We start from the raw sequence: 24,500 nt of genomic DNA on the forward strand, positions 1-24,500 counted from the left end.
CCGTTCTTGTCTCCCGGGGGTCCTTCGCCGCCCCCCCATGGGGGGGGGGAGGGAAGAATCGGGGTCACAGGGCCCCGACCCGCGGCGCCGGAGGCGCCGCAAATAAACACTGTTCGCTGACAGCGCACCCCGTCGTGTGTCCGGGCCGCGGTGGCTCAACTAGCCTTACTGGGACAGCACAGGACTCTAGGTTCGGAGGTTGGCCGTGGAGGTCAAGATCGGTATTTCGGATAGCCCGCGTGAACTCGTCATCGCCAGCGCGCAGAGCCCGGATGAGGTCGAGGCTCTGGTTTCCGAGGCGCTGGCCGCTACCGGCGGGGTCCTGGCGCTGGCCGACGAGAAGGGCCGCAAGTACCTGATCCAGGCCGGCAAGGTCGCCTACGTGGAGATCGGGGCCGTGACCGGCGGCCGGGTGGGTTTCGCCGCGGTCTGAGTACCGGGCCCGGACGAACGGAAGCCCCTGCCGGTTCGGCAGGGGCTTCGTCGTGTTCCGGCCGGTGGCGGGTCAGCCGATCGGATGGAGAGGGACGTGTTTGAGGCCGCCCCAGGCGAGTGCGACCGTGGTGTCCACGGCTTCGTCCTTGGGGATGGGGCGGTCGGCTTCCAGCCAGTACCGGGCGGTGAACTGGCTCGCGCCCACCAGGCCGACCGCGAGGATGCGGGCCCGGTAGGGGTCGAGGCCGGAATCGTGGGCGACGAGGTCGTAGACCGCGTCCACGCAGGCTTCGGTGGCTTGTTCGACGCGGCGCTGGACCTGGGGTTCGTTGGTGAGATCGGATTCGAAGACCAGCCGGAAGCCCTGCATCTCGTTGTCCACGAAGTCGTAGTAGGCCGCGACCGCCGCGCGCACGCGCTGCTTGTTGTCGGTGGTGGAGCGCAACGCCTGGCGCACGCTCGACACCAGCATGTCGACATAGTTCTGCAGGACGGCCAGGTACAGCTCCAGCTTGCTGGTGAAGTGCTGATACAGCACCGGTTTGCTGACGCCGGCGCACTGGGAGATCTCGTCCATACCGGCGGCGTGATAGCCGCGTAGGACGAAGATCTCGCTGGCGGCCGCGAGTAGTTGCTGGCGCCGCTCGTCACGGGGAAGCCGGGTGCCACGTTTGGGGGCGGTGCCGGACGACGAGCGGGACGTCATCCGGTCCACGAGGTCGGTCATATTCGGATCTCCCAGTCGATTCCCCGGCAAAGGGGTGTGTACCGGGTCTTTCGAGCACCATACTCGCTTACGATGCTGTTGCCGACCCGGGTTGGTGAACCCGGGAACGGCCCCGATCCGTCTGGTGCCCTTCGGGAATGCCGGGAAGTGGCTCGCGCGTACCGGGGGCATGGTTGCCGGGGGTACTTCCATTGTGGCCGTTACGGCGGGTTGTGAGAGTGTGGAGCCGTGACCGACCGACCGGAAAACCCCTCCGGCGGCGGGCGCAGCGCGCACCGCCCCCAGGATTCAGAGCTCGCGGTCGCCGCGCGGGCGACGACGGAGATGTCGCCCGGCGACGGATCCCGGGAGCCGCTGCGCGCGCGCCGAGACCCGGAGGGTGATCCGCCGCCCGCGGCCGGGCAGCGGCGGCGGCTGCGTTTCGTCGTGTCCAGGTACGGGTGGCGGGTGTACGCGTTGCCGGTGCTACTGGTGCTGACGGTGTTCGTGGTGGTCGACGCGGTGCGTACCGGCCGCGGCGGCCCCGCGGAACCGATCGATCCCGGTTTCGGGTCGCTCGGTCCGCCGCCGGCCAGTGCGGGGGTCATCGGCGCACCGCCCGGCGACGGGACCTTCCCGGAGGATCTGCCGATCGGGGCGCTGCCCGCGGGCGGGAAGTTCACCGAGAACGGTAAGGGCACCTGGCGGATCGTGCCGGGCGCTTCCGCCCGCGCCGGCGCGGGCGAGCAGTACACCTTCACCTATACCGTCGAGATCGAGAACGGGATCGACACGCGGAATTTCGGTGGCGACGATTCGGTGGCCCGGATGGTCGAATCCACTCTCGGTAATCCGAAGAGCTGGGTGCACGACCGCAAGTTCGCGTTCCAGCGCATCGATCGCGGGGAGCCGGATTTCCGGATCTCGCTCACCGCCCGGGCGACCACCCGCGAGGTCTGCGGTTTCGATATCCCGATCGATTCCTCGTGCTACAACTCCGATCAGGCCCGGGTCGTGCTGTCGGAGGCGCGCTGGGTGCGCGGGGCTCCGGCGTTCGACGGCGATATCGGCTCCTACCGGCAGTACCTGGTCAACCATGAGGTCGGGCACGCTATCGGCTACCACGAGCATCAGCCGTGTGAGAGCGAGGGCGGTCTGGCTCCGGTGATGATGCAGCAGACCTTCGGCACCGCCAACAACGAGATCGCTGCCCTGGATCCGCACGGAGTCGTCCCGATGGACGGCAAGACCTGCCGCTTCAACCCCTGGCCGTATCCGCGCGGTTGAGTGCGGCCCCGGGTCGCGCGGGCCGGGTCCGGCGGTGGTCCCGGCGCCGGACCGGGAAGAATGACTCTCGCGCCGGCGTTGTACAGGGAACCTACGCCGGTGTGGGTGCGGGTCACAGCGGTCACGGGTCACCGGCTGTACGCACCCCGCACACCGCATCCGGCTATTTCGATACGAGGAGTTCGAAGACGTGTCAACACCGCAGTCCCTGCCCCCACTTGTGGAGCCCGCCGCCGAGCTGACCAGGGACGAGGTCGCCCGTTACAGTCGTCACCTGATCATCCCCGACCTCGGGATGGACGGGCAGAAACGGCTGAAGAACGCGAAGGTGCTCGTCATCGGGGCCGGCGGGCTGGGTTCTCCGGCGCTGCTGTACCTGGCCGCCGCCGGCGTGGGCACCCTGGGCATCGTCGAGTTCGACGAGGTCGATGCCTCGAATCTGCAACGGCAGGTCATCCACGGTGAATCCGATATCGGCCGCCCCAAGGCGGACAGCGCCCGCGATTCCATTCTGGAGATCAATTCCGGGATCGACGTGCGCTTGCACAAGATCCGGCTGGAGCCGGAGAACGCCGTGCAGCTGTTCGCCGAATACGACCTGATCGTGGACGGTACCGACAACTTCGCGACCCGCTACCTGGTCAACGATGCCGCGGTGCTGGCCGGCAAACCGTATGTCTGGGGTTCGATCTACCGGTTCGAGGGCCAGGTCTCGGTGTTCTGGGAGGACGCCCCGGACGGTCGCGGGATCAACTATCGCGATCTGTACCCGGAGGCCCCGCCGCCGGGAATGGTTCCCTCCTGCGCCGAGGGCGGCGTGCTGGGCGTGCTGTGCGCGTCCATCGGCTCGGTCATGGTCACCGAGGCCATCAAGCTGATCACCGGTATCGGCGACCCGCTGCTGGGCCGGCTCATGGTGTACGACGCACTCGATATGAGCTACCGGACCATCAAGCTGCGCCGCGATCCCGCGCGGCAGCCGATCACCGAACTGATCGACTACGAGGCGTTCTGCGGTGTGGTGTCCGAGGAGGGGCAGGCCGCGGCCGCCGGTTCCACGGTGACCGCGCGGGAGCTCAAGGAGTTGCTGGACGCCGGGGATGTGGAGTTGATCGATGTCCGTGAACCGGTGGAATGGGACATCGTGCACATCGAGGGCGCGACGCTGATCCCGAAGGACCGCATCCTCTCGGGGGAGGCGTTGGCCGAACTGCCGCAGAACCGCAAGATCGTGCTGCATTGCAAGACGGGTGTCCGGTCGGCCGAGGCGCTGGCCGCGCTCAAGCGGGCGGGTTTCGCCGACGCCACACATCTGCAGGGCGGCGTGATCGCCTGGGCGCATCAGGTCGACCCCTCACTGCCGGTGTACTGAGCCGTCGAGCCCGCGGTAGGCCGCTGACCTGCGTGTGAACGGTACGCGGGCGGAGGTCCCGCGCTACGCGCGCGGTGTGGGACCGGGTCCGGTCGCGGTGTGTCGCGGCAGTGCTACGACACGGTGTGGCGCGATACCGGGGCCCGGTGGCGGGAGTACGGTACGGCCGTGACCACCACTGTCGAACCCCCCGAACATGTGCGGGCCACATACGGTCTGCGGGAACTGACCCCCGTCGCCCTCGGTGACTGGGAGGGCGGCTGGCGCCTCGGCGATGTGGTGCTCAGCCCCGTCGCCGACCATGCGCGCGCGGCCTGGTCGGCGAAGGTCCGGGAGAGTCTGCGGGTGGATGGGTTGCGGCTGGCCCGCCCGGTGCGGGCCACCGACGGCCGGTACGTGGTATCGGGCTGGCGGTGCGACACCTTTATGACGGGCTGTCCGGAACCACGCCACGACGAGGTGGTGTCGGTCTCGCTGCGGCTGCACAAGGCCACGGCCACCCTCGAACGGCCCCGTTTCCTCTCGCAGCCGCCGGTCACGCCCTGGCTGGACGTGGACGTCTTCGTCGCCGCGGACCGGGCGGCGTGGGAGGCGGTGCCGTTGCGGACGCTGCGCGCGGCGGGCGCGGTGATGGAGAACTCGCCCGACGGCCGGCACAGCCTCGAACTGGTCGGTCAGCTGGCCACACTGCGCAAACCCGTGCGGACGCCGCCGCAGCTGGTGCACGGTGATCTGTTCGGCACCGTGCTGTTCGCGGGGGCGCAGACACCCGCGCTCACCGATCTGACTCCGTACTGGCGACCACCGGCGTGGGCGGCGGGTGTGGTCGTGGTGGACGCGCTGTCGTGGGGCGGAGCCGACGACGGGCTGCTGGAACGCTGGTCCGATCTGCCGGAATGGCCGCAGATGTTGTTGCGGGCGGTGATGTTCCGGCTGGCGGTGCATGTGCTGCATCCGCGGTCCACGCCGGAAGCGTTGCCGGGGTTGGTCCGGACGGCGGATATGGTGCGATTCCTGCTGTGACAGCGTGCCCGATAACTCGACAAGTTATCGGGCACCGCCCTCGTCCTCGGCGCATACCCCGACCGGGTCTGAGCCTTGGTTCCCGCGTCGTCCGGGCCGGTTGCACCGGCATCCATCGGGTGCCGGTCAGCGCCTTCCCGTCGGCGGGCATTGATAACCCGGCCCCCTGCTCGGAGTTCCGGGGATCGTGGTGGGTCTTGCCTGCGGAGTGTCGGCCAGGCAGCGAGGTTGACGGCGGCGTTGAGGTCGCGGTCGGCGTGGTATCCGCATCCGCAGCCGAACACCCGATCCGACAATGTCAGGGCGGGGTTGAGGGTGCCGCAGGCCGGACACCGTTTACTCTGGGCCTGGTCTGCTCCACGCGGGACCCGAGATGAGTGAGGGCCCGGCCGGTATCGAATCGACCGGGCCCTGCCCTGGCTGCGGAGCCCTCAGACGTTGGCGTACGCCAGCGACGGCACCCGGCCCACCGCGAATGAGGCGCGGCGGTAGAACCACCAGGTGACCCCGGCCATCACCAGGAACGCGGCGGCGTAGGCCCAGAACGCGGGCGCCATGGTGCCGAAATTGGTGTTGGACAGGCGCAGTGCCTGCTGGAGTACGAAACCGCCGAAGGCACCGACCGCTCCGATGACCCCGATGGCCGCACCCGCCTGCCGCTTCGCCGAGGCCGCCCCTTCCGCCGGCGCGAGATCGTGCTCGGCGGCGTACTTCTTGGCCTGGGCGCTGAAGATGGACGGGATCATCCGGTAGGTGGAGCCGTTGCCGATACCGGCGAGCACGAAGAGCACCAGGAAGGCCAGCAGGTAGAGCGGGAAACTCTTCATCTCGAGCGCGGCCATGATGAGTGCGACCGCGCCGGCCATCCCGCCGAACACCGCGATGGTGATATTCGCGCCGCCGCCCAGTCTGTCGGAGAGCCAGCCGCCGAACGGCCGGGAGAAGGAGCCGACGAGGGCGCCGAGGAACGCCAGATTTCCGAGGGTGGTGATCCAGCCGATGGTCGCCAGTTCCGGGAAGTTGGCCTTGATGAGCGTCGGGAAGGCGAACGAGAATCCGATGAACGAACCGAACGTGCCGATGTAGAGGAACGCCATCACCCAGGTGTGGTGATTGGTCAGCGCGGGTTTGTAGGAGCGTCCGTCGGATTGCGCGGTGGACAGGCTGTCCATGTACCGCAGCGCGCCGAACGCGGCGGCCAGGATGAACGGAATCCACACCAGGACCGCCAGAGTGATCCCGAAGCGGTATCCGGCCGCGTCCTTCGCGGTGAGATGAGTGCCGAGGGTGATCAGCAGCGGCACCAGCAGCTGGGTCTGCGCGACACCGAGATTGCCGCCCGCGGCATTGATTCCGAGCGCGGCGCCTTTCTTCCCGTCCGGGAAGAAGAACGAGATATTCGCCATCGACGAGGAGAAATTGCCGCCGCCGAAACCGGACAGTGCGGCCAGGACCACGAACACCCACATCGGAGTTTCGGGCTGGTTGACGAAGAGAACCAGGCCGAGGGTGGGGACGAGCAGCATGGCGGCGCTGAACACCGTGAAGGCCCGCCCGCCGAACCGGGGGATGGCGAAGGTGTAGGGGATGCGCAGGGTCGAACCGACCAGGGTGGGGATGGAGGTGAGCAGCAGGGCATTGCTGACCGCGGCCGGGTCACCTTTGCCGAGCCCGTCCAGGAATGCGAAACCGGCAGCGCCCATTCCGGTGACGACGCTGGCCCACAGGACCCAGACACTGAAGCCCAGGTTCTCCGCGAAAACCGAGAACACCAGGTTCTTCTTGGCCGTGCGGTCGGCGCCGGATCTCCAGAACCGCTCGTTGTCCGGTTCCCACCGGTCGATCCAGCGACCCCGGCGCTGGTGGACGAAAATCGTTGCGGTATCGGATGGTTGCCGGCCGGTGTCGGCTGTCGCGGTCATCGGCGCCCCTCTCGTCGTTACTCGACGCCCCCCGGACCGGGGCGCCCGGCCGTGGGAGCCGGGCGGTCGAGTGCGGTGTTGTGACGTGAGAAAACGCTAGAAGCCGGGTGTTTCCACCGCGTGGCGCGCGATGACGATCGCTGCAAATCCCGCTCACGGCGGAGCCGCACACCCGGGTGATCGGTCCGTAACCTCGAGGGAACCCGGCCAGGACTGCGCCCGAGGGTGCTGTTGGGCGCGCACGGCCGGAGCGAAGGCGGAGGTACGCCTAGTGGTCGCGGTAATCCGCCAGCAGGGTGTCGAGGAAGCATCGAGTGGTCCGGGCGGCTTTCTCGGCGTCACCGTCGATGATGGCCTGTACCAGTTCGCGATGTTCGGCGGCGTACCAGCTGTCGATACGGTCGGTGCGCGAACGAATCCCGGATTCGATGTAGCCCAGGACCGAGTCGTAGAACTCGATGTACACGGCGTTGCCGCTGGCGAGCACGATCGCCCGGTGCAGTTGGACATCGGCCTCGATGGCCGCGGCCCGGTCCACTCGCCACAGCCGGTTGCGGTCGTCGAGTAGCCGGCGCAGGGTGGCGATATCGGTATCGTCGCGCCGGTGCGCGGCCAGCGCGGCGGCGGTGGCCTCGAGTCCGTGACGTAATTCCAGGACATCGCGTTCGGCGGCTTCGGCGAAGTATTTGGTGAGTGTCCCGCCCACCTCGGAGGTGGCTATGACGTAGGTACCGGAACCCTGCCGCCGTTCCAGCATGCCGGCATGGACCAGCGCCTGGACGGCCTCGCGTAGGGTGTTGCGGCCGGTGCCGGTGAGTTCGGCCAATTCGGGCTCGGTGGGGATCCGCGTCCCGATCGGCCAGCGCCCCGAGCGGATATCCTCTTTGAGTTGCTCGGTGACCTGGGCGATGAGACTGGTGCGGCGCACGCTTTGCACGGCAACAGAGTACCGCCCATCACAATATTATTGCCCCGGTCATAGGGTCATCCTATGATTTCCCGGTGACTGCTGCGCTGCCCGAGACCTCCCAAGCGGCCGAAACACCTCTCGAGCAGCGGAAACGCAAACTGATCGAGGGCCGTTTACTGGTCCTCGCGGCAATAGTCATGTCCGCGCTCGTGCTCCGGGTGGCCGTCACCGCGTTCACCCCACTCGCCGAGGACATCGGGCGCGATATCGGCTACTCCACCGCCGTCGTCGGTGTCTTCGGGATGATCCCGACCCTCATGTTCTCGGTGACCGGGCTGCTGGCGCCGATCCTGGCCCGCAGACTCGGCTTGGAACGGACCGTGCTGCTCGCGATGGCGGCCGCCGGGACCGGCATGCTCGTGCGGGTCCTCGTCTCGGGGACGGTCGAACTACTGCTGTTCTCCGCGCTCGCGCTCGGCGGTATGGGGATCGGTAATATCGTGGTTCCCCCGCTGGTCAAACGCTATTTCCCGGACCGGCTCGCCACGGTGAGCGCGCTCTACATCACCATGGTGCAGATCGGTACCGTACTGCCGGCGCTGATCGCGGTGCCGCTGGCGGAAGCGCACGGCTGGCGCGTCTCCCTGGGGGTATGGGCCCTGCTCGGCTTCGCGGCGGCCGTCCCCTGGATCGGGGTACTGCGCACCCGGCGCGCCCGCGCGGCGGCGGACACGACAGGTGTGCCGGATCCCGGGAGCGCCCCGGCTCCGAAGGTGTGGCGCTCGCCCCTGGCCTGGGGGATGGCGGCCACCTTCGGGATGACCTCGCTGACCACCTACTCGGTGTTCACCTGGCTGCCGACGATCCTCGCCGACGCCGGTGCCGACGCGGCCTTCGGCGGCTCGATGGTCGCGCTGTTCGCCCTCGTCGGACTGATCGCCGCCCTCACCGCACCCACGGTGGCCGCCCGGCTCGCCAACCCGTACCCGGTGGTCGTGGGGTGTGCCGCATGTTTCTTCGTGGCCTTCGCCGGGCTGTTCTTCGCGCCCATGAGCGCGCCCATCCTGTGGGTGGCGATCCTCGGTCTCGGCCCGAGTACCTTCCCGATGACACTCACCCTCATCAACCTGCGCACCCGGACCCCGGCCGGTTCGGCCGCCCTGTCCGGCTTCACGCAGGGCGTCGGTTACGCGCTGGCCTGTGTGGGACCACTGGTGTTCGGCATGCTCCATACGGTCACCGGCGGCTGGGCCGCCCCGTTCGCACTGCTCTGTGTCTCCGTGCTGGTGCTGCTGACCGGCGCCTGGCAGGCGTGTAAACCGCGGATGCTCGAGGACTCCGTTTCCCCGCGCTGAGCGGCCACACGGGACCGGTGCCCGGCACCGGAACCGGCGTCCGGAGTTGCGCCGGAAGGTGACGCGGGTCATCATCGGCTCATCCCTCACCGCGTTCCGCGGCGGATATGGGCACTTCGTCACCGGCGGAAATGCCGATGACACAACGAATTAACATCGGCGGCCTGCTCACCTGAGCGCCGCGAACCGCGTGAGAAACCGTTGATTCGACGGTCATCTCGGGCAGCATTTTCGCAATACCGGTTTCCTACCGTGGGGTCGAACCACGTTGGGAGGCCCTTTTGAGCACGCAGACCGAAAGCCGCGGCGACGCCCTGTCGGCGATGTTGCGGCGGCCGAAGCTGGAGCGCTGGGACGCCGAGGACACCGCGGCCTGGGCGGCCGGCGGTAAGAAGATCGCCACACGCAATCTGATCTGGTCGGTCGTGGCCGAGCACATCGGATTCTCGATCTGGTCCATCTGGTCGGTCATGGTGCTGTTCATGCCGGCCGAGACCTACGGGATCGACGCGGCGGGCAAATTCTTCCTGGTCGCCGTACCGACACTGGTCGGCGCGATCCTGCGGATCCCGTACACGGTCGCCACGGCCCGGTTCGGCGGTCGTAACTGGACGGTGTTCAGCGCCGCCGCACTGCTGGTGCCGGCCGTGCTCACCCTGTACTTCGTGAACCAGCCCGGCACCTCCTATACGACCTTCCTGGTCGTCGCGGCGTTCGCCGGTCTGGGCGGCGGCAATTTCGCCTCCTCGATGACCAATATCAACGCCTTCTACCCGCAGCGGCTCAAGGGCTGGGCCCTGGGGATGAACGCGGGCGGTGGCAATATCGGCGTGCCGGTCATCCAGTTGTTCGGGCTGCTGGTCATCGCGACCCTCGGTAACGCGTACGCCTCGGTCATCTGCGCGACCTATCTGGTGCTGGTGGTGCTCGCCGGTCTCGGCGCGGCGCTGTTCATGGACAACCTGCCCAATCAGAAGGCCGATCTGTCCTTCATGCTCACCGCGTTGAAAGTGCCGCAGTCCTGGGCGGTTTCTTTCCTCTACATCGGCACCTTCGGTTCCTTCATCGGGTACAGCTTCGCGTTCGGGCAGATCCTGCAGATCAGTTTCATCGCCGGTGGGGACACCGCGGCCCAGGCCACGCTGCACGCCGCGCAGATCGCCTTCATCGGACCGCTGCTCGGGTCGATCGCCCGACCCTACGGCGGCAAACTCGCCGACCGGATCGGTGGCAGCCGGGTCACCCTGTTCACCTTCGCGGCCATGATGGTCGCGGCGATCGCGGTGGCCACGGCATCGACGGTTGCCGACGGCTCGCACAAGGGCTTCTCCGGTCCGGTGCTGGGCGCGCTGGTGGCCGGGTTCGTGGCGCTGTTCGTCCTGTCCGGACTGGGCAACGGATCGGTCACCAAGATCATCCCGTCGGTTTTCGACGCCAAATCGCGCAGCCTGGACGCCGGTCCCGCCGAACGTGCCGCCTGGGCGCAGAACACCTCGGGTGCGCTGATCGGTTTCGTCGGCGCCATCGGCGCCCTCGGCGGTGTCGGCATCAACCTGGTGCTCCGGTCGTCGTACTCCTCGACCCAGTCCGCGACCACCGCCTTCTGGGTGTTCACGGTGTTCTACATCGCCTGCGCTCTGGTCACCTGGGCGGTGTTCCTGCGCCGCCCCGGCGCCCCGGCCCGCGACCGCGAGGTCGTCGCGGCGGCCGAGGCCCTGGTCCGGCGGGCCGAACCCGGTTCCCGCAACTCCCAGCCCACCGAATCCCGGTCCGCCCGGTCGTCGGCGACCCTCTGACCCCGGATCCCCACGGAGGACACCATGAACGCACAGCGCAGAACAGTCGTCGTCGCCGGTCACGGCATGGTCGGGCACCGGTTCGTCGAGGCCGTCCGCGCCCGGGACGAGTCGGGGCAGTGGCAGGTCGTCGTCCTCGGCGAAGAGAAACTGGCCGCCTACGACCGGGTCGGCCTGTCCTCCTACGTCGGCAACTGGGACGCCGCCTCGCTGGCGCTACCGGGTAACGAGTACGCCGGCGACGAACTGGTCGACCTGCGCCTCGGCCAGCGGGCCGAGGCCATCGACCGGGACGCGCAGAAGGTCACCACCACTTCCGGTGAAGTGCTCGACTACGACGCGCTGGTCCTGGCGACCGGTTCCTACCCGTTCGTACCGCCCGTGCCGGGGCACGAACACCAGGAATGCTTCGTCTACCGGACCATCGAGGACCTGGACGGTATCCGGGCCGCGGCCGACGCGGCCGGGCCCGGCGCCCACGGCGTGGTCGTGGGCGGTGGCCTGCTCGGGCTGGAGGCCGCCAACGCGCTGCGGCTGCTCGGGCTCACCCCGCACGTGGTCGAGTACAACGACCGCCTGATGCCGGCCCAGATCGACGAGGGCGGCGGCGCGATCCTGGAGAAATTGGTCACCGACCTGGGACTGCGGGTGCACACCGGGGTGGGCACCGCCGGGATCGAACGCGACACGGCCGCCGGCCCGGCCGAACGGCTGCGGGTCACCCTGTCCGACGACACCGTGATCGATGCCGCGCTGGTGGTGTTCTCCGCGGGTGTCCGGCCGCGGGATCAGCTCGCCCGCGACGCCGGGCTCGAGGTCGGCCCGCGCGGTGGCGTGATCACCGATCTGGGGCTGGCCACCTCCGATCCGAATATCTACGCCATCGGCGAATGCGCCGCGATCGAAGGGGTCTGCTACGGGCTGGTGGCGCCCGGTTACAGCACCGCCGAGATCGTGGCCGACCGCCTGCTGGGTGGTGCCGGTGAGTTCCCCGGCGCCGACTTGTCCACCAAGCTCAAACTGCTCGGCGTGGATGTGGCGAGCTTCGGCGACGCGCACGGCACCACCGAGGGCGCACTGTCGGTGGTGCTGCACGACGCGGCCCGGGGTACCTACGCGAAACTGGTGATCTCCGACGACGCGCAGACCCTGCTGGGCGGCATCCTGGTCGGCGATGCCACCCAGTACGCCGCGCTGCGCCCGCTGGTGGGCCGGCCGCTGCCGGCCGAACCGGCCGCGCTCATCTCCCCGGCCGGGGCGGAACTGGGCGCCGACGCGCTGCCCGACGAAGCCCAGATCTGCTCCTGCAACGACGTGAGCAAGGGCGCCATCTGCGGCGCCATCGCCGAGGGCGCCTGCGATATCCCGACCATCAAGGCCTGCACCAAGGCCGGCACCTCCTGCGGCGGCTGTGTGCCGATGATCAAGAAGGTGCTCGAACAATCCGGCGTCGAGATGTCCAAGGCGCTGTGCGAGCACTTCGACCAGTCGCGCGCCGAGCTGTTCCAGATCGTGCAGGCCACCGGTATCCGCACCTTCTCCGAGCTCATCACCCGGCACGGCCGGGGGACCGGCTGCGATATCTGCAAGCCGACGGTCGCCTCGATTCTGGCCTCCACCTCCAGCGATCACATCCTGGAGGGCGAACAGGCCGCGCTGCAGGACACCAACGACCACTTCCTGGCCAATATGCAGAAGAACGGCACCTACTCGGTGGTGCCGCGGATGCCGGGCGGCGAGGTCACCCCGGAACAGCTGATCGTGATCGGGGAGGTCGCCAAGGAGTTCGGTCTCTACACCAAGATCACCGGCGGGCAGCGGATCGACCTGTTCGGCGCGCGGGTGGAACAGCTGCCACTCATCTGGAAGCGCCTGGTGGACGCCGGTATGGAATCGGGCCACGCGTACGGTAAATCGCTGCGCACGGTGAAGAGTTGCGTCGGTTCCACCTGGTGCCGGTACGGCCAGCAGGATTCGGTCGGCATGGCCGTGCTGCTGGAGAAGCGCTACCGTGGGCTGCGTTCGCCGCACAAATTGAAACTGGCCGTTTCCGGTTGCGCCCGGGAATGCGCCGAGGCCCGCGGCAAGGATGTGGGCGTCATCGCCACCGAGAACGGGTGGAACCTCTATGTGGGCGGTAACGGCGGCCTGACTCCCAAACACGCGGTGCTGCTCGCAGGCGACCTCGACGACGAGACGCTCATCGCCTATATCGACCGCTATCTGATGTTCTACATCCGCACCGCGGACCGGCTGCAGCGCACCGCGCCGTGGCAGGAGGATCTCGGTATCGACTACGTGCGCGAGGTGGTGTGCGAGGACAGCCTCGGGGTCGCCGCCGATCTGGAGCAGGCGATGGCCGACCATGTGGCCGGCTACCGCGACGAGTGGGCCGCGGTCCTCGACGACGAGGAGAAGCTGTCGCGGTTCGTCTCGTTCGTCAACGCCCCGGCCGAGGCCGACCCGACCATCGCCTTCGACGACAGCGGTGAGCGCAAGGTCCCGGTGCTGCTCGGCCTGCCCGGTATGCCCGCAGGCGGCAGCGGAGCGTAACTACGCAGGGCATGCCGGGCAGGCCGCAATGGAGCCGCCCGGCCCAGTACGCCAGGAGGAGGCAGCGGAGCGGGACCACGCAGGGCGTGCCGGGCGGGCCGGATGCGCACAGCCCGGCCCGGTGCGCAGCCCGCGGCGCGCAACCGCGATCGAGGTGGCAGCACACCGGTCGCTACGCACGAGAAATGACGGCTTAACCGTCAGGAAACAGGCCGCCGGTACCAATGAGTAATGCGATACCTCCGCCTTCGCCGCGGCCTCCGCGGACCGCATGGACCCCGCTTCTGAGGAGGCGCAGTGATGCGATTCCTCCGCCTGTGCCGCGGCCTACGCGGACCGCATGTACCAGCTTCAAAGGAGGCTCAATGACCGTCATCGACATCACGGCAATTGATCGGGCCACGATCACCGGGTGGACCCGGGCGTGCCCGCTCGAGTACCTGATCCCCGGCCGCGGTGTGGCCGTGCTGCTGCCCGGCGGCGCCCAGGCGGCCCTGTTCCTGCTGCCCGAGGGCACGTTGTACGCGGTCGGCAATATCGATCCGTTCGGCCGGGCGGCGGTGATGTCGCGCGGTATCGTCGGCGACCGCGGCGGTGAGCCGGTGGTCGCGTCACCGCTGTTGAAGCAGGCATTCTCCCTGCTCGACGGCCGGTGCCTGGACGACGCGACGACGCGCCTGCCGGTATATTCCGTGCGCGTGGACGACGGACAGGTGTTGATCTCGGACCGGCCCGTGACAGTGGCCCCGGACGGCTGCCCGGTATGACGGTTCCGGAGACGAATGCCTCGCTGGCCGGTTTCACGATCGGTCTCACCGCGGCCCGGCGGGCCGAGGAATTCGCCACCCTGCTCACCCGCCGGGGTGCGTCGGTCGTATCCGCACCGGCCATCCGGATCATCCCGCTCGCCGACGACACCGAATTGGAACGGGTGACCGGTGAGCTGGTCGCCGATCCACCGCAGATCGCGGTGGCCACCACCGGTATCGGTTTCCGCGGCTGGATGGAGGCCGCCGAGGGCTGGGGCCTGGCCGAACAGTTACGTGCGACCCTGGGCGGCGCCCGGATGCTGGCACGGGGCCCGAAGGCCAAAGGCGCGATCCGGGCCGCGGAACTGCGCGAGGAGTGGTCGCCGGCGTCGGAGTCCTCGGCCGAGGTGCTGGATCATCTGCTCGCCGAAGGCGTCGAGGGCGTGCGGATCGCGGTCCAGCTGCACGGCGCCACCACCGAATGGGAGCCGATCCCCGACTTCTGCGAAGTACTGCGGTGCGCGGGCGCCGATGTGGTGCCCGTACCGGTGTACCGGTGGGAGCCGCCCGCCGACCGCGGTCCGATGGATCAGCTGATCGAGGCCGTCGTGACCTCCGCGATCGACTGTGTGACCTTCACCAGCGCCCCGGCCGTGGCCTCGATGCTGATGCGCGCCAAGGAGACCGGGGTCCTGGAGGGGGTGTTGCACGCGCTGCGCAGCCGGGTGCTCGCCGCCTGTGTCGGCCCCATCACCGCGGCCCCGCTCGAGGAACTCGGCGTGCCCACCACGATGCCCGGCCGCGCCCGGCTGGGCGCGCTGGCCCGCCATGTCGCCGAGGAACTTCCGCGCCGGGCCGGCCGCATCAATGCCGCCGGCCACACCATCAGCGTGCGGGGCGCGTGCGTGGTGGTGGACGGCACGGTGAAACAGCTCGCCCCGGCGCCCATGGCGTTGATGCGCTCACTGGCCCGCCAGCCGGGCCGGGTGGTCTCCCGCGAGGACCTGCTGGCGGCGCTGCCCGGCGGCGGCGACGATACGCACGCGGTGGAGACCGCGATCGCGCGGCTGCGGGCGGGCCTGGGCACCCCCAAGGCGATCCAGACGGTGGTCAAGCGCGGGTACCGGCTGGCCATGGATCCGGCCGAATGCACCGACAACAATGCCGATACGGCGCCACCGGCCGCCGCCCCGGCGCGCAACGCGCGCTATATCCGGACGGTGGTGCCGGGGTGAGGCGGCCACCGCCCGCGCTGGTGCTGGTAGCGCACGGCACCCGCAGTGCCAAGGGTGTGCAGATGATCGCCGCGCTGGCCGAAGCGGTCGGGCACGAACTGGACCGGCGGCCCGGCACCCCGGAGGCCCGGTGCGGTCACTCCGGCGCGCCCGGTTCCGCCGGCCGCCGCGCTGCCGCGCCCGGCTACTCGAACTGCGGTTGTACGCCCGAGCCGACAGCGGGACCGGCCATGGACGACTGCGTGAACCCGGCCGTGCGTACGGCGTTCGTCGATGTGCTCGGACCGTCGCCCGCCGAGGTGTTGCGCGATCTGGCGACCCGGGCCGTGGTGGCCGGTGATTCCGTTCCGGCCGTCGTGGTGCCGGCCTTTCTGGCCTCCGGATATCACGTCTACCAGGACGTACCCCGCGAGGTGGACGACAGCGGACATCCCGCGGTGACCGTCACCGCGGCGATGGGTCCCGACCCCGCACTGGCGCGCATCATGGCCGTTCGGTTGCGGGCGGCCGGTTGGCGGCCCGGCGACGCCGTGGTCTTCGCGGCCGCCGGATCCTCGGATGCGCGTGCTCGCGCCGATGTGCGCCGGGCCGCCGCCATGCTCACCGCACAGCTCGCGGCTCCGGTGCGCACCGCCTACGTCGCCACCGGGGCGCCCCGCGTTCCCGAAGTCGTGGCGCAGCTGCGCGAGGCCGGGCGGGAGCGGGTGTTCATCGCCTCCTATCTACTCGCGCACGGGCTGTTCCACGAGCGGCTGCACCAGGCGGACGCGACCGGGGTGGCCGAGCCGATCGGAGTCCATCCCGCCGTGGTCCGGCTGATCGCGGATCGCTACCGCAGCGCGGTCCGGGCCGCGGACCGGCAGCGAGTGCGCTGACCACCGCACCGCGGCCCCCGCGCCGTTCGCCGGGAATCGCGGCCTACGGATCCGTCAGCGCGCGTTGCGCAATCGGATGCCGCTGAAACCCAGTGTGCCGGCGGTCAGCGCCTGCCAGAAGGGCTCCAGTTCGGGTAGTACCCGCAGCTGGATACCGGCTTCCTCGTGCAGTCGTAGGAGGTCGCCGACCGGCTCCGGCGGAGCGAGTGGTTCGACTATTTCGGTGGAGACGTGTGCGTGCGGAACCGGAGCGCCGAACGGACGAAAGGCCGCCGCCGGGAGCCGGTAGGCGTAGAGCCGGGCCGTGCGCAGGTCGTCCAGCCACCGGTATTCGATCGCGTGTACCCGTTCTCCGCCGCCGGGGCCCAGCAGTCTCGCGCGGTCATCGTCGGTCGTCTCCGGCGTGACCCACCCCATGGCCCGGGGGCACTGCCGGGGAAACCAGTAGTCCGGTGCGCGGGCCGCGTCCACCGCCCAGACATACGGTTCGGACTGCCGGGCGGTCGCGGCCGTATGGGGGATGAAGCGGACGATCGTCGGGTCTTCGGAGAAGTGCAGTACCTCGCCCGGTCCGGGTCGCATGGGGACCGACGATAGCGGAGCCGGCCGGTGGATCAGACCCGGTACCAGACGAACTGGTCCTTGCGGGTCGGGCCGTACCGGTCGATCTGGTCGAACAGCAGCGCGGCCGGTTCCACGACCGCGCTGTGACCTTGGGCGTCGTCGTAGGCCACCAGGATCCCGACGAACGCGGCGTGCCCGTCGGCGGTCTGGCGGTACACCACCGCACCGGAATCGCCGGCCTCGGCGCCGAGCGCGTTGGTGGCGTAGAGCCATTCCTCATTGGCCTCGGTGATCGACCCGCAAGTCCATCCGGTGGTCGCACCGATCTTGCAGATCTCTTGCCCGAGCTGCGGTTTCATATCCACCGTGGACAGCCCGAAGCGTCCCATGGAGGCGGCGACGCCGACCCCGTCGTACAGGCGGATCAATCCGAAACCGAACTTCAGGCCCTCGTCCGGGCGATGGGTTTCGAACCAGCCGATCGGGCTACCGACTTTGTCGGTGACGATTCCCTGGTGGTAGCAGTGGCCGGCGGTCACCGCGTACTGGGCCGAGCCGATCGAACCGGTGAGTCCCACGGTGCAGCGGGTGGTGACCGCCTTCCCGTCGGCTATCTCGGTGTGCCGGATCTCCATGCCCGGGTACACCGTCACGGCGGGTGCGGCCGCGGTGGGTGCCGCCACCGCGGTGCCGGGGATCAGCGCCGTACCGAAGGCGGCGACTGCCACACACACGGTGACGGATAGGGGACGCCGGCTCCGCCGCCGCCGGAAAACGCTGAACATCGCGTACCTCGAATTTGCTCGAGCGACCGCCGACGCGGTCGGATCGGGCAGTCAGCGTAGACGATCGGGCGTCACTCCGGCTGCTGCGGACCTTCCCAGCCGGTGGAAGTGCGGATCCGGATACGCCGGACCGGTGGAGTGCGGGTGACGGCGGCCACTCCCGCATGTGTAAACAAATGTAAACCACTGGAGAAGCGGCGATTTCCGAAATTTCACCGCCGCTGCCCCAACGGTCCTCCCGGCGGCCGGATCCGTCGCCTTCCCCCGTGTTTTCCCAGGAGATCCGCTGCTGCCGGGACTGCGCGGGTCCGCCCGCCGTGACAACCGGATTGCGGTGACCTCACAGCTCACCGACCTGCGCTTTTCGATGTGAGAACGGCGTTTGGCCAGGTCGGGTGGCGTCCCTACAGTCGGAGCATCAGCCCGATTTCACCGCTTGCAGAAAAGGGGGCGTCGTGGTCGTCTCACGTACTCCGGGCTCGGCGCACACCACTGCGGAACGGCACCCTGGGGCACCGGCGGCCGGGGACGCACTGCTGCGGCTGGGCAAGTATTTCCAGCGCGGCGAGGTCTCCGCGGACCACCGCACGGTGCACAAGGTGGGTGGCCGCGGCGCCGACGAGTTCTATCGGGACCGCTGGTCGCACGACAAGGTGGTGCGGTCCACTCACGGGGTGAACTGCACGGGTTCGTGCTCCTGGAAGATCTATGTGAAGGACGGGGTGATCACCTGGGAGTCCCAGCAGACCGACTATCCGTCGGTCGGTTCGGACAAACCCGAATACGAACCCCGCGGCTGCCCGCGCGGTGCCTCCTTTTCTTGGTACACCTACTCACCGGCCCGGGTGCGGTACCCCTACGTCCGCGCCACGCTGCTGGAGTTGTACCGGGAAGCCAAGGCCAGACTGAAGGACCCGGTGCTGGCCTGGGCCGATCTGGTCGAGGACCCCGAACGCGCCCGCCGGTACAAGGCCGCGCGCGGCAAGGGCGGTTTCGTGCGCGCCGAATGGTGGGAGGCCGCCGAGATCGCGGCCGCGGCCCACGTCCACACCATCAAGAAGTACGGACCCGACCGCGTCGCCGGATTCTCCCCGATTCCGGCCATGTCGATGGTCAGTCACGCGGTCGGCGCCCGGTTCATCTCGCTGCTGGGCGGGTCGATGCTGTCGTTCTACGACTGGTACGCCGATCTGCCGGTGGCCTCGCCCCAGGTGTTCGGCGACCAGACCGATGTCCCGGAGTCGGCGGACTGGTTCGACGCCGGATATCTGATCATGTGGGGTTCCAATGTGCCGGTGACCCGCACTCCGGACGCCCACTACATGACCGAGGCCCGCTATCGCGGCCAGAAGGTCGTGGTGGTCTCCCCGGATTACGCCGACAACACCAAGTTCGCCGACGAATGGGTCGCCGCGCGGCCGGGGACCGACGCCGCGCTGGCCATGGCCATGGGTCATGTGGTGCTGCGGGAGTTCTTCGTCGACCGGGAGACGCCCCGGTTCCTGGACTACGTCCGCAGATACACCGATCTGCCCTTCCTGATCACCTTGGACGACGGTGCGGACGGGGTGGCGGTGCCCGGGAAGTTCCTGACCGCCGCCGATCTGGGCCACACCGACGAGGGCGCGGAGTTCCGGACCGTCCTGCTCGACGGTGCGGGCGTGCCGGTGGTGCCGAACGGTTCGCTGGGGGACCGGTTCGGCGAGAACGGCACCGGACGCTGGAATCTCGATCTCGGGGGTGTCGAGCCACTCCTGACGCTGTACGGCCGCACCGACGATGCTGCGGCCGTACAGTTCCCCCGTTTCGATACCGATACCCCAGGCGTCGCGACCCGCGGCGTGCCGACCGCGACGGTCGCCGGGAAACGGGTCACCACGGTGTTCGATCTGCTGTTGGCGCAGTACGCGGTGGGCCGTCCGGGTCTGCCCGGCACCTGGCCGGCCGACTACGACGACGCCACCGAGCCCTACACCCCCGCCTGGCAGGAAGCCGTTACCGGTGTCCCGGCCGCGCAGGCCCGGCGGATCGCGCGGGAATTCGCCGACAATGCCGACCGGTCCGGCGGCCGGTCCATGATCCTGATGGGCGCCGGGACCAATCACTGGTTCCACTCCGACCAGATCTACCGGTCCTTCTTCACCCTGACCCTGCTCACCGGCTGCCAGGGCGTGAACGGCGGTGGCTGGGCGCATTATGTGGGCCAGGAGAAGTGCCGGCCGGTGACCGGCTGGTCCACCCTCGCGTTCGGGCTGGACTGGCAGCGTCCGCCACGCCAGATGCAGGGCACGGTGTTCTGGTATCTGACCAACGACCAGTGGCGCTACGACCCGTTCACCGCCGACGTTTTCTCCTCACCGCTGGCGAAGGGGAAGTTCGCGGGCCGGACGGCGGCGGACAATATCGCGCTGGCGACCCGGCTGGGCTGGATGCCCTCGTACCCGACGTTCGATCGCAACCCGCTCGACCTGGCCGACGAGGCCGAGGCGGCCGGCCGGACCGCGGCCGACCATGTGGTGGACGGACTGAAATCCGGCGAGTTGCGGTTCGCCTGTGAAGACCCCGACGCCCCGGAGAACTTCCCGCGCGTGCTCACCGTCTGGCGGGCCAATCTGCTCGGCTCCTCCGGTAAGGGCAACGAGTACTTCCACCGGCATCTGCTCGGCGCGGACTCCAATCTGCAGACCACCGACACCACCGGGGTGCGGCCGGAGGAACTGGTCTGGCGCGAGGAAGCCGCCACCGGCAAACTCGATCTGCTGCTCTCGCTGGACTTCCGGATGACCAGCACCACACTGTTCTCCGATATCGTGCTCCCGGCCGCCACCTGGTACGAGAAACACGATCTGTCCTCGACGGATATGCATCCGTTCGTGCACGCCTTCACCCCGGCCATCTCGCCGCCGTGGGAGGCGAAAACCGATTTCGAGGCGTTCCACCGGATCGCCCGCGGCTTCTCCTGGCTCGCCGAGAAACATCTCGGGGTGCGCAAGGACATCGTCGCGGTGCCGCTGCAACACGATTCACCGGACGCCATGGCCCAGGCCGGGGGACGGGTACTGGACTGGAAGGCCGGGGAATGCGAACCGGTTCCGGGCAAGACCATGCCGAAACTGGTAGTCGTCGAACGGGATTATGCGAAGATCGCGGAGAAGATGGCCGCGCTGGGGCCGCTGGTGGAAACTCTCGGACTCACCGTCAAGGGCGTCACCACCCATCCCGGCGCCGAGGTGGAATACCTGGCCGGGGCGAACGGGACCGTGGTGTCCGGGGTGGCGCAGGGCCGACCTTCACTGGCCCAGGACAGGCATGCCGCCGAGGCGATCCTCGCGCTGTCCGGTACCACCAACGGACGGCTGGCGGTCGAGGGCTTCCAGGCCCTGGAACGCCGTACCGGTACCCCCCTCGCCGATCTGGCGGCCGAACACGAGGGCAAGCGGATTACTTTCGCCGATACGCAGGCGCGGCCGGTACCGGTGATCACCTCACCGGAGTGGTCGGGCAGCGAAACCGGCGGGCGCCGCTATTCGCCGTTCACCATCAACACCGAACGGCTCAAGCCGTGGCATACGCTCACCGGCCGCCAGCATTTCTATCTCGACCACGACTGGATGATCGAACTCGGCGAACAACTGCCGACCTTCCGGCTGCCCCTGGACATGACCGCACTGTTCGCCGAACCTGCCGTCGGCGATATCGGTGACAGCGGGGTCACCGTGCGCTACCTGACCCCGCATTCCAAATGGTCGATCCATTCGGCCTACCAGGACAACCTGCACATGCTGACCCTCTCCCGCGGCGGCCAGACCATCTGGATGTCGGAGAAGGACGCCGCCAAGATCGGGGTGGCCGACAACGACTGGATCGAGGCGATCAACCGCAACGGTGTGGTGGTGGCCCGGGCCATCGTCTCGCACCGGATGCCCGAGGGCACCGTGTTCATGTACCACGCGCAGGATCGGGCCGTGGACGTGCCGCGGATCGAGGGCACCGCGGCGGAGGGCAAAACCTTCACCGGTAAGGGCAAACGCGGCGGTATCCACAACGCGCTCACCCGGATCATGATCAAACCCACGCATCTGATCGGCGGTTACGCCCAGCAGTCGTTCGCGCTGAACTATCACGGCCCGACCGGTAATCAGCGCGACGAGGTCACCACCATCCGCCGCCGCAGCCAGCAGGTGCAGTACTGACGTGATCGGGTCGAGCGCGGAGGCGGTAGCGCAGCGTCCCGAACACGTCGAAAGGAACACTGATGCGCCGCCACCACGAGCTACCCGCGACCCCGGAGGACTGATATGCGAGTGATGGCACAACTGGCCATGGTCATGAACCTCGACAAATGCATCGGCTGCCACACCTGTTCGGTCACCTGTAAACAGGCGTGGACCAACCGTGGCGGGACCGAGTACGTCTGGTTCAACAATGTGGAAACCCGGCCCGGCCAGGGATATCCGCGGCAGTACGAGGACCAGGAGAAGTGGAAGGGCGGCTGGACACTCGACAGACGCGGCCGGCTCACGCTGAAATCGGGCTCCCGGCTCAAACGGTTGCTCAATATCTTCGCCAACCCCGACCTGCCGACCATCGCGGACTACTACGAGCCCTGGAGCTACGAGTACGACAACCTGCTGTCCTCCCCGGCCATCGACACCACCCCGGTGGCGCGGCCGAAATCGCTGATCACCGGGGACGATACGAAGGTCACCTGGGGCGCCAACTGGGACGACGATCTGGGCTCGGGGCCTGATCAGGTCGGTCGGGACCCGCTGCTGGCCCGGCTCTCCGAACAGGTGAAGCTCGAATTCGACAAGACCTTCATGTTCTATCTGCCGCGGATCTGCGAGCACTGCCTCAATCCGTCGTGCGCGGCGTCCTGCCCGTCCGGGGCGATCTACAAACGGGCCGAGGACGGAATCGTCCTGGTGGACCAGGACAAATGCCGCGGCTGGCGGCAGTGCACGACCGGCTGCCCCTACAAGAAGATCTACTTCAACCACAAGACCGGCAAAGCCGAGAAATGCACCTTCTGCTATCCGCGGGTGGAGGTCGGTATCCCGACGGTGTGCTCGGAGACCTGCGTCGGCCGGCTGCGCTATATCGGCGTGATGCTCTACGACGCCGACGCGGTCCTCGCGGCGGCGTCGGTCACCGAGGACCAGGATCTGTACCCCAGCCAGCTCGGCGTCTTCCTGAACCCGCACGACCCACGGGTCGTCGCCGAGGCCGAACGCGCCGGTATCTCTCCGGAATGGATCCAGGCCGCGCAGGACTCGCCGGTCTACAAACTCATCGTCGACTACCAGATCGCGCTGCCGCTGCACCCGGAATACCGCACCATGCCGATGGTCTGGTACATCCCGCCGCTGTCGCCGGTAGTGGACGTGCTGTCGGAGACCGGGCACGACGGCGAGGACCACGCCAACCTCTTCGGCGCGATCGACGCGCTGCGGATCCCGGTGGAGTACCTGGCCGAACTGTTCACCGCCGGCGATATCGGCCCGGTGCGTGCGGCGCTGCAACGACTGGCCGGGATGCGCGCGTTCATGCGTTCGATCAACCTCGGTCAGGAACCCGATCCGGCCATCGCGCCGTCGGTCCGGCTGGAGCCCGAAGAGATCGAAGCCATGTACCGGCTGCTGGCCATCGCGAAATACGAGCACCGCTATGTGATCCCGACCGGCGCGAGTGCGCGAGCCCACGAACTCGATTCGCTGGCGACCGGATGCAGCCTGGACAGCGACGGTGGTCCGGGAATGACAGCGTTCGACCAGATGGTCGAGAAATTCCACCTCACCGACACCAATGTCGCTGCGCCGGAGGCGAAAACCGGCCGGATCAACCTGCTGAACTGGGACGGGCAGCGCACCGACGGGCTGGTGCCCGCCGGTTCGAACGGCGAGTCGGCGGACGGGCGCGGCCACGGCTCGAACGGCCGAGGTACGCACGGTCACGGCTCGAACGGGCGCGCGGCGAACGGAGTCGGCGGGCCCGGGATCAACGACTCCGGCGGCGCGCCCGAGAACGGTTCCGGGAGCGCCGCGAACGGTGACGCGCCGACGCTCCCCGAACACACAGAGGTCCGGTGATGAGGCGATACCTCCGCCAACGCTGCGGCCTCCGCCGACGGTGTGAAACTGCTTCGAGAGGTAGCCGATGGCACTGCTGAAAATTCGCCGCCGGCCCGCACCGGCACTGGCGATGAGCGAACGGGACCGCCGGATCGTCTGGCGCACGGCCGCGCTGCTGCTGGACTACCCCGGCCCCGGGCTCCGCACGACACTGGACGGGATCGAGGCGGCGATCGGGGAACTACCGGAGCCGGTGCGTACGCGGCTGCTGGATTTCTGCGACCACGTGCGCGCCACACCCGAACTCGACCTGGCCGCCCGCTACGTCGAAACCTTCGATATGAAGCGTCGCGCCAGCCTGCACCTGACCTTCTACGCCTACGGCGACACCCGCAAGCGGGGGATGGCGCTGCTGCGTTTCAAACACGCCTACCGGCACGCCGGGGTGGAACTCGGCGATACCGAACTGCCCGATCATCTGCCCGTCCTCCTGGAATTCGCGGCCACCGTCGATCCGATCGGCGGCGAACGCCTGCTCGGCGAACATGTGCCGGTGCTGGAACTGCTGCGCTTGTCGCTGGCGGACAATGCCTCCCCCTACGCGTGGGTGCTGGCCGCGGTCGTCGCCACCCTGGCCCCGCCCACCACGGCGGATCGGCGCCGGATCGCCGAACTCGCCGCCCAGGGACCGCCGGAGGAAGAGGTCGGGCTCGAACCCTTCGCCCTGGATCCGACGATGCCCGAACATTCGGCAGGTGCGATACCTCCGCCTGCGCTACGGCCTCCGCGGACCGTATGAGCCTGCTCGGAGGAGAAACCTGATGAGGCGATACCTCCGCCTCCGCTACGGCCTCCGTCGACC

At 68.6% G+C, this 24,500-nt stretch carries 18 protein-coding genes and 1 pseudogene; 13 read left to right on the forward strand and 6 right to left on the reverse strand.

Annotated elements, in window-relative coordinates; translation table 11 throughout:
• Window positions 1-205 precede the first annotated feature (205 nt).
• On the forward strand, window positions 206-433 hold the full coding sequence (locus AB0H42_RS22705; protein WP_030523398.1) for a DUF3107 domain-containing protein: 228 nt from the start codon (window positions 206-208) through the stop codon (window positions 431-433).
• A gap of 72 nt (window positions 434-505) precedes the next feature.
• Here the strand turns inward: AB0H42_RS22705 and AB0H42_RS22710 are convergent, their stop codons facing one another.
• Window positions 506-1,162, reverse strand: a complete 657-nt coding sequence (locus AB0H42_RS22710) for a TetR/AcrR family transcriptional regulator (protein WP_030523399.1) — start codon at window positions 1,160-1,162, stop codon at window positions 506-508.
• Between the two features lie 324 nt (window positions 1,163-1,486).
• On the opposite strand from AB0H42_RS22710, the gene AB0H42_RS22715 reads away from it, so the two are divergent.
• The 3 genes from AB0H42_RS22715 (at window position 1,487) to AB0H42_RS22725 (ending at window position 4,823) form a co-directional block, all read left to right on the forward strand.
• Window positions 1,487-2,428 (forward strand): DUF3152 domain-containing protein, encoded by a 942-nt coding sequence (locus AB0H42_RS22715; protein ID WP_357059011.1) that lies wholly within the window; start codon window positions 1,487-1,489, stop codon window positions 2,426-2,428.
• Between the two features lie 190 nt (window positions 2,429-2,618).
• Window positions 2,619-3,800, forward strand: coding sequence for an adenylyltransferase/sulfurtransferase MoeZ (gene moeZ, locus AB0H42_RS22720; protein WP_063131507.1), 1,182 nt, complete (start codon window positions 2,619-2,621; stop codon window positions 3,798-3,800).
• 168 nt (window positions 3,801-3,968) lie between these two features.
• Window positions 3,969-4,823, forward strand: coding sequence for a TIGR02569 family protein (locus AB0H42_RS22725; RefSeq protein WP_357058770.1), 855 nt, complete (start codon window positions 3,969-3,971; stop codon window positions 4,821-4,823).
• Window positions 4,824-5,056: 233 nt separating this feature from the next.
• Here the strand turns inward: AB0H42_RS22725 and AB0H42_RS22730 are convergent.
• The 3 genes and pseudogenes from AB0H42_RS22730 to AB0H42_RS22740 all read right to left on the reverse strand — a co-directional run.
• Window positions 5,057-5,224: pseudogene (locus tag AB0H42_RS22730) on the reverse strand (zinc ribbon domain-containing protein); the annotation flags it as partial.
• Window positions 5,225-5,254: 30 nt separating this feature from the next.
• Entirely contained in the window at window positions 5,255-6,745 is a 1,491-nt protein-coding gene (locus AB0H42_RS22735) for an MFS transporter (protein ID WP_357058773.1), read from the reverse strand.
• A 268-nt stretch (window positions 6,746-7,013) separates the two neighbouring features.
• Window positions 7,014-7,682 (reverse strand): FadR/GntR family transcriptional regulator, encoded by a 669-nt coding sequence (locus AB0H42_RS22740; protein WP_030523404.1) that lies wholly within the window; start codon window positions 7,680-7,682, stop codon window positions 7,014-7,016.
• Window positions 7,683-7,747: 65 nt separating this feature from the next.
• On the opposite strand from AB0H42_RS22740, the gene AB0H42_RS22745 reads away from it, so the two are divergent.
• From AB0H42_RS22745 to AB0H42_RS22770, 6 genes are all read left to right on the forward strand, one after another.
• Entirely contained in the window at window positions 7,748-9,010 is a 1,263-nt protein-coding gene (locus AB0H42_RS22745) for an MFS transporter (RefSeq protein ID WP_357058775.1), read from the forward strand.
• Between the two features lie 323 nt (window positions 9,011-9,333).
• A complete protein-coding gene (locus AB0H42_RS22750; protein ID WP_357059014.1) occupies window positions 9,334-10,806 on the forward strand; it encodes a nitrate/nitrite transporter in 1,473 nt (490 codons plus the stop codon).
• A 24-nt stretch (window positions 10,807-10,830) separates the two neighbouring features.
• On the forward strand, window positions 10,831-13,359 hold the full coding sequence (nirB, locus tag AB0H42_RS22755; RefSeq protein WP_357058778.1) for a nitrite reductase large subunit NirB: 2,529 nt from the start codon (window positions 10,831-10,833) through the stop codon (window positions 13,357-13,359).
• A 365-nt stretch (window positions 13,360-13,724) separates the two neighbouring features.
• Window positions 13,725-14,126: a nitrite reductase small subunit NirD gene (nirD, locus tag AB0H42_RS22760; protein ID WP_357058780.1), complete on the forward strand. Its 402-nt coding sequence runs from the start codon at window positions 13,725-13,727 to the stop codon at window positions 14,124-14,126.
• Entirely contained in the window at window positions 14,123-15,343 is a 1,221-nt protein-coding gene (locus tag AB0H42_RS22765; RefSeq protein ID WP_357058781.1) for a uroporphyrinogen-III synthase, read from the forward strand. Before nirD ends, AB0H42_RS22765 begins: the two co-directional genes overlap by 4 nt.
• A 62-nt stretch (window positions 15,344-15,405) precedes the next feature.
• Window positions 15,406-16,218, forward strand: coding sequence for a CbiX/SirB N-terminal domain-containing protein (locus AB0H42_RS22770; protein WP_357059017.1), 813 nt, complete (start codon window positions 15,406-15,408; stop codon window positions 16,216-16,218).
• Window positions 16,219-16,272: 54 nt separating this feature from the next.
• Here AB0H42_RS22770 and AB0H42_RS22775 read toward each other — a convergent pair whose 3' ends face one another.
• Complete coding sequence (locus tag AB0H42_RS22775; protein ID WP_357058783.1) at window positions 16,273-16,800, reverse strand: DUF6886 family protein; 528 nt, start codon at window positions 16,798-16,800, stop codon at window positions 16,273-16,275.
• A 32-nt stretch (window positions 16,801-16,832) separates the two neighbouring features.
• Window positions 16,833-17,510, reverse strand: a complete 678-nt coding sequence (locus AB0H42_RS22780) for a hypothetical protein (protein WP_357058785.1) — start codon at window positions 17,508-17,510, stop codon at window positions 16,833-16,835.
• A gap of 512 nt (window positions 17,511-18,022) precedes the next feature.
• Between AB0H42_RS22780 and AB0H42_RS22785 the strand changes: the two genes are divergently transcribed.
• The 3 genes from AB0H42_RS22785 to narJ all read left to right on the forward strand — a co-directional run bounded on the left by AB0H42_RS22785 (window position 18,023) and on the right by narJ (window position 24,437).
• Complete coding sequence (locus AB0H42_RS22785; protein ID WP_357058787.1) at window positions 18,023-21,760, forward strand: nitrate reductase subunit alpha; 3,738 nt, start codon at window positions 18,023-18,025, stop codon at window positions 21,758-21,760.
• A 105-nt stretch (window positions 21,761-21,865) separates the two neighbouring features.
• Complete coding sequence (narH, locus tag AB0H42_RS22790) at window positions 21,866-23,656, forward strand: nitrate reductase subunit beta (protein WP_357058789.1); 1,791 nt, start codon at window positions 21,866-21,868, stop codon at window positions 23,654-23,656.
• Window positions 23,657-23,723: 67 nt separating this feature from the next.
• Window positions 23,724-24,437 (forward strand): nitrate reductase molybdenum cofactor assembly chaperone, encoded by a 714-nt coding sequence (narJ, locus tag AB0H42_RS22795; protein WP_357058792.1) that lies wholly within the window; start codon window positions 23,724-23,726, stop codon window positions 24,435-24,437.
• Window positions 24,438-24,500 lie beyond the last annotated feature (63 nt).

Source organism: Nocardia sp. NPDC050799, assembly GCF_040654015.1.
Lineage (GTDB): Bacteria > Actinomycetota > Actinomycetes > Mycobacteriales > Mycobacteriaceae > Nocardia.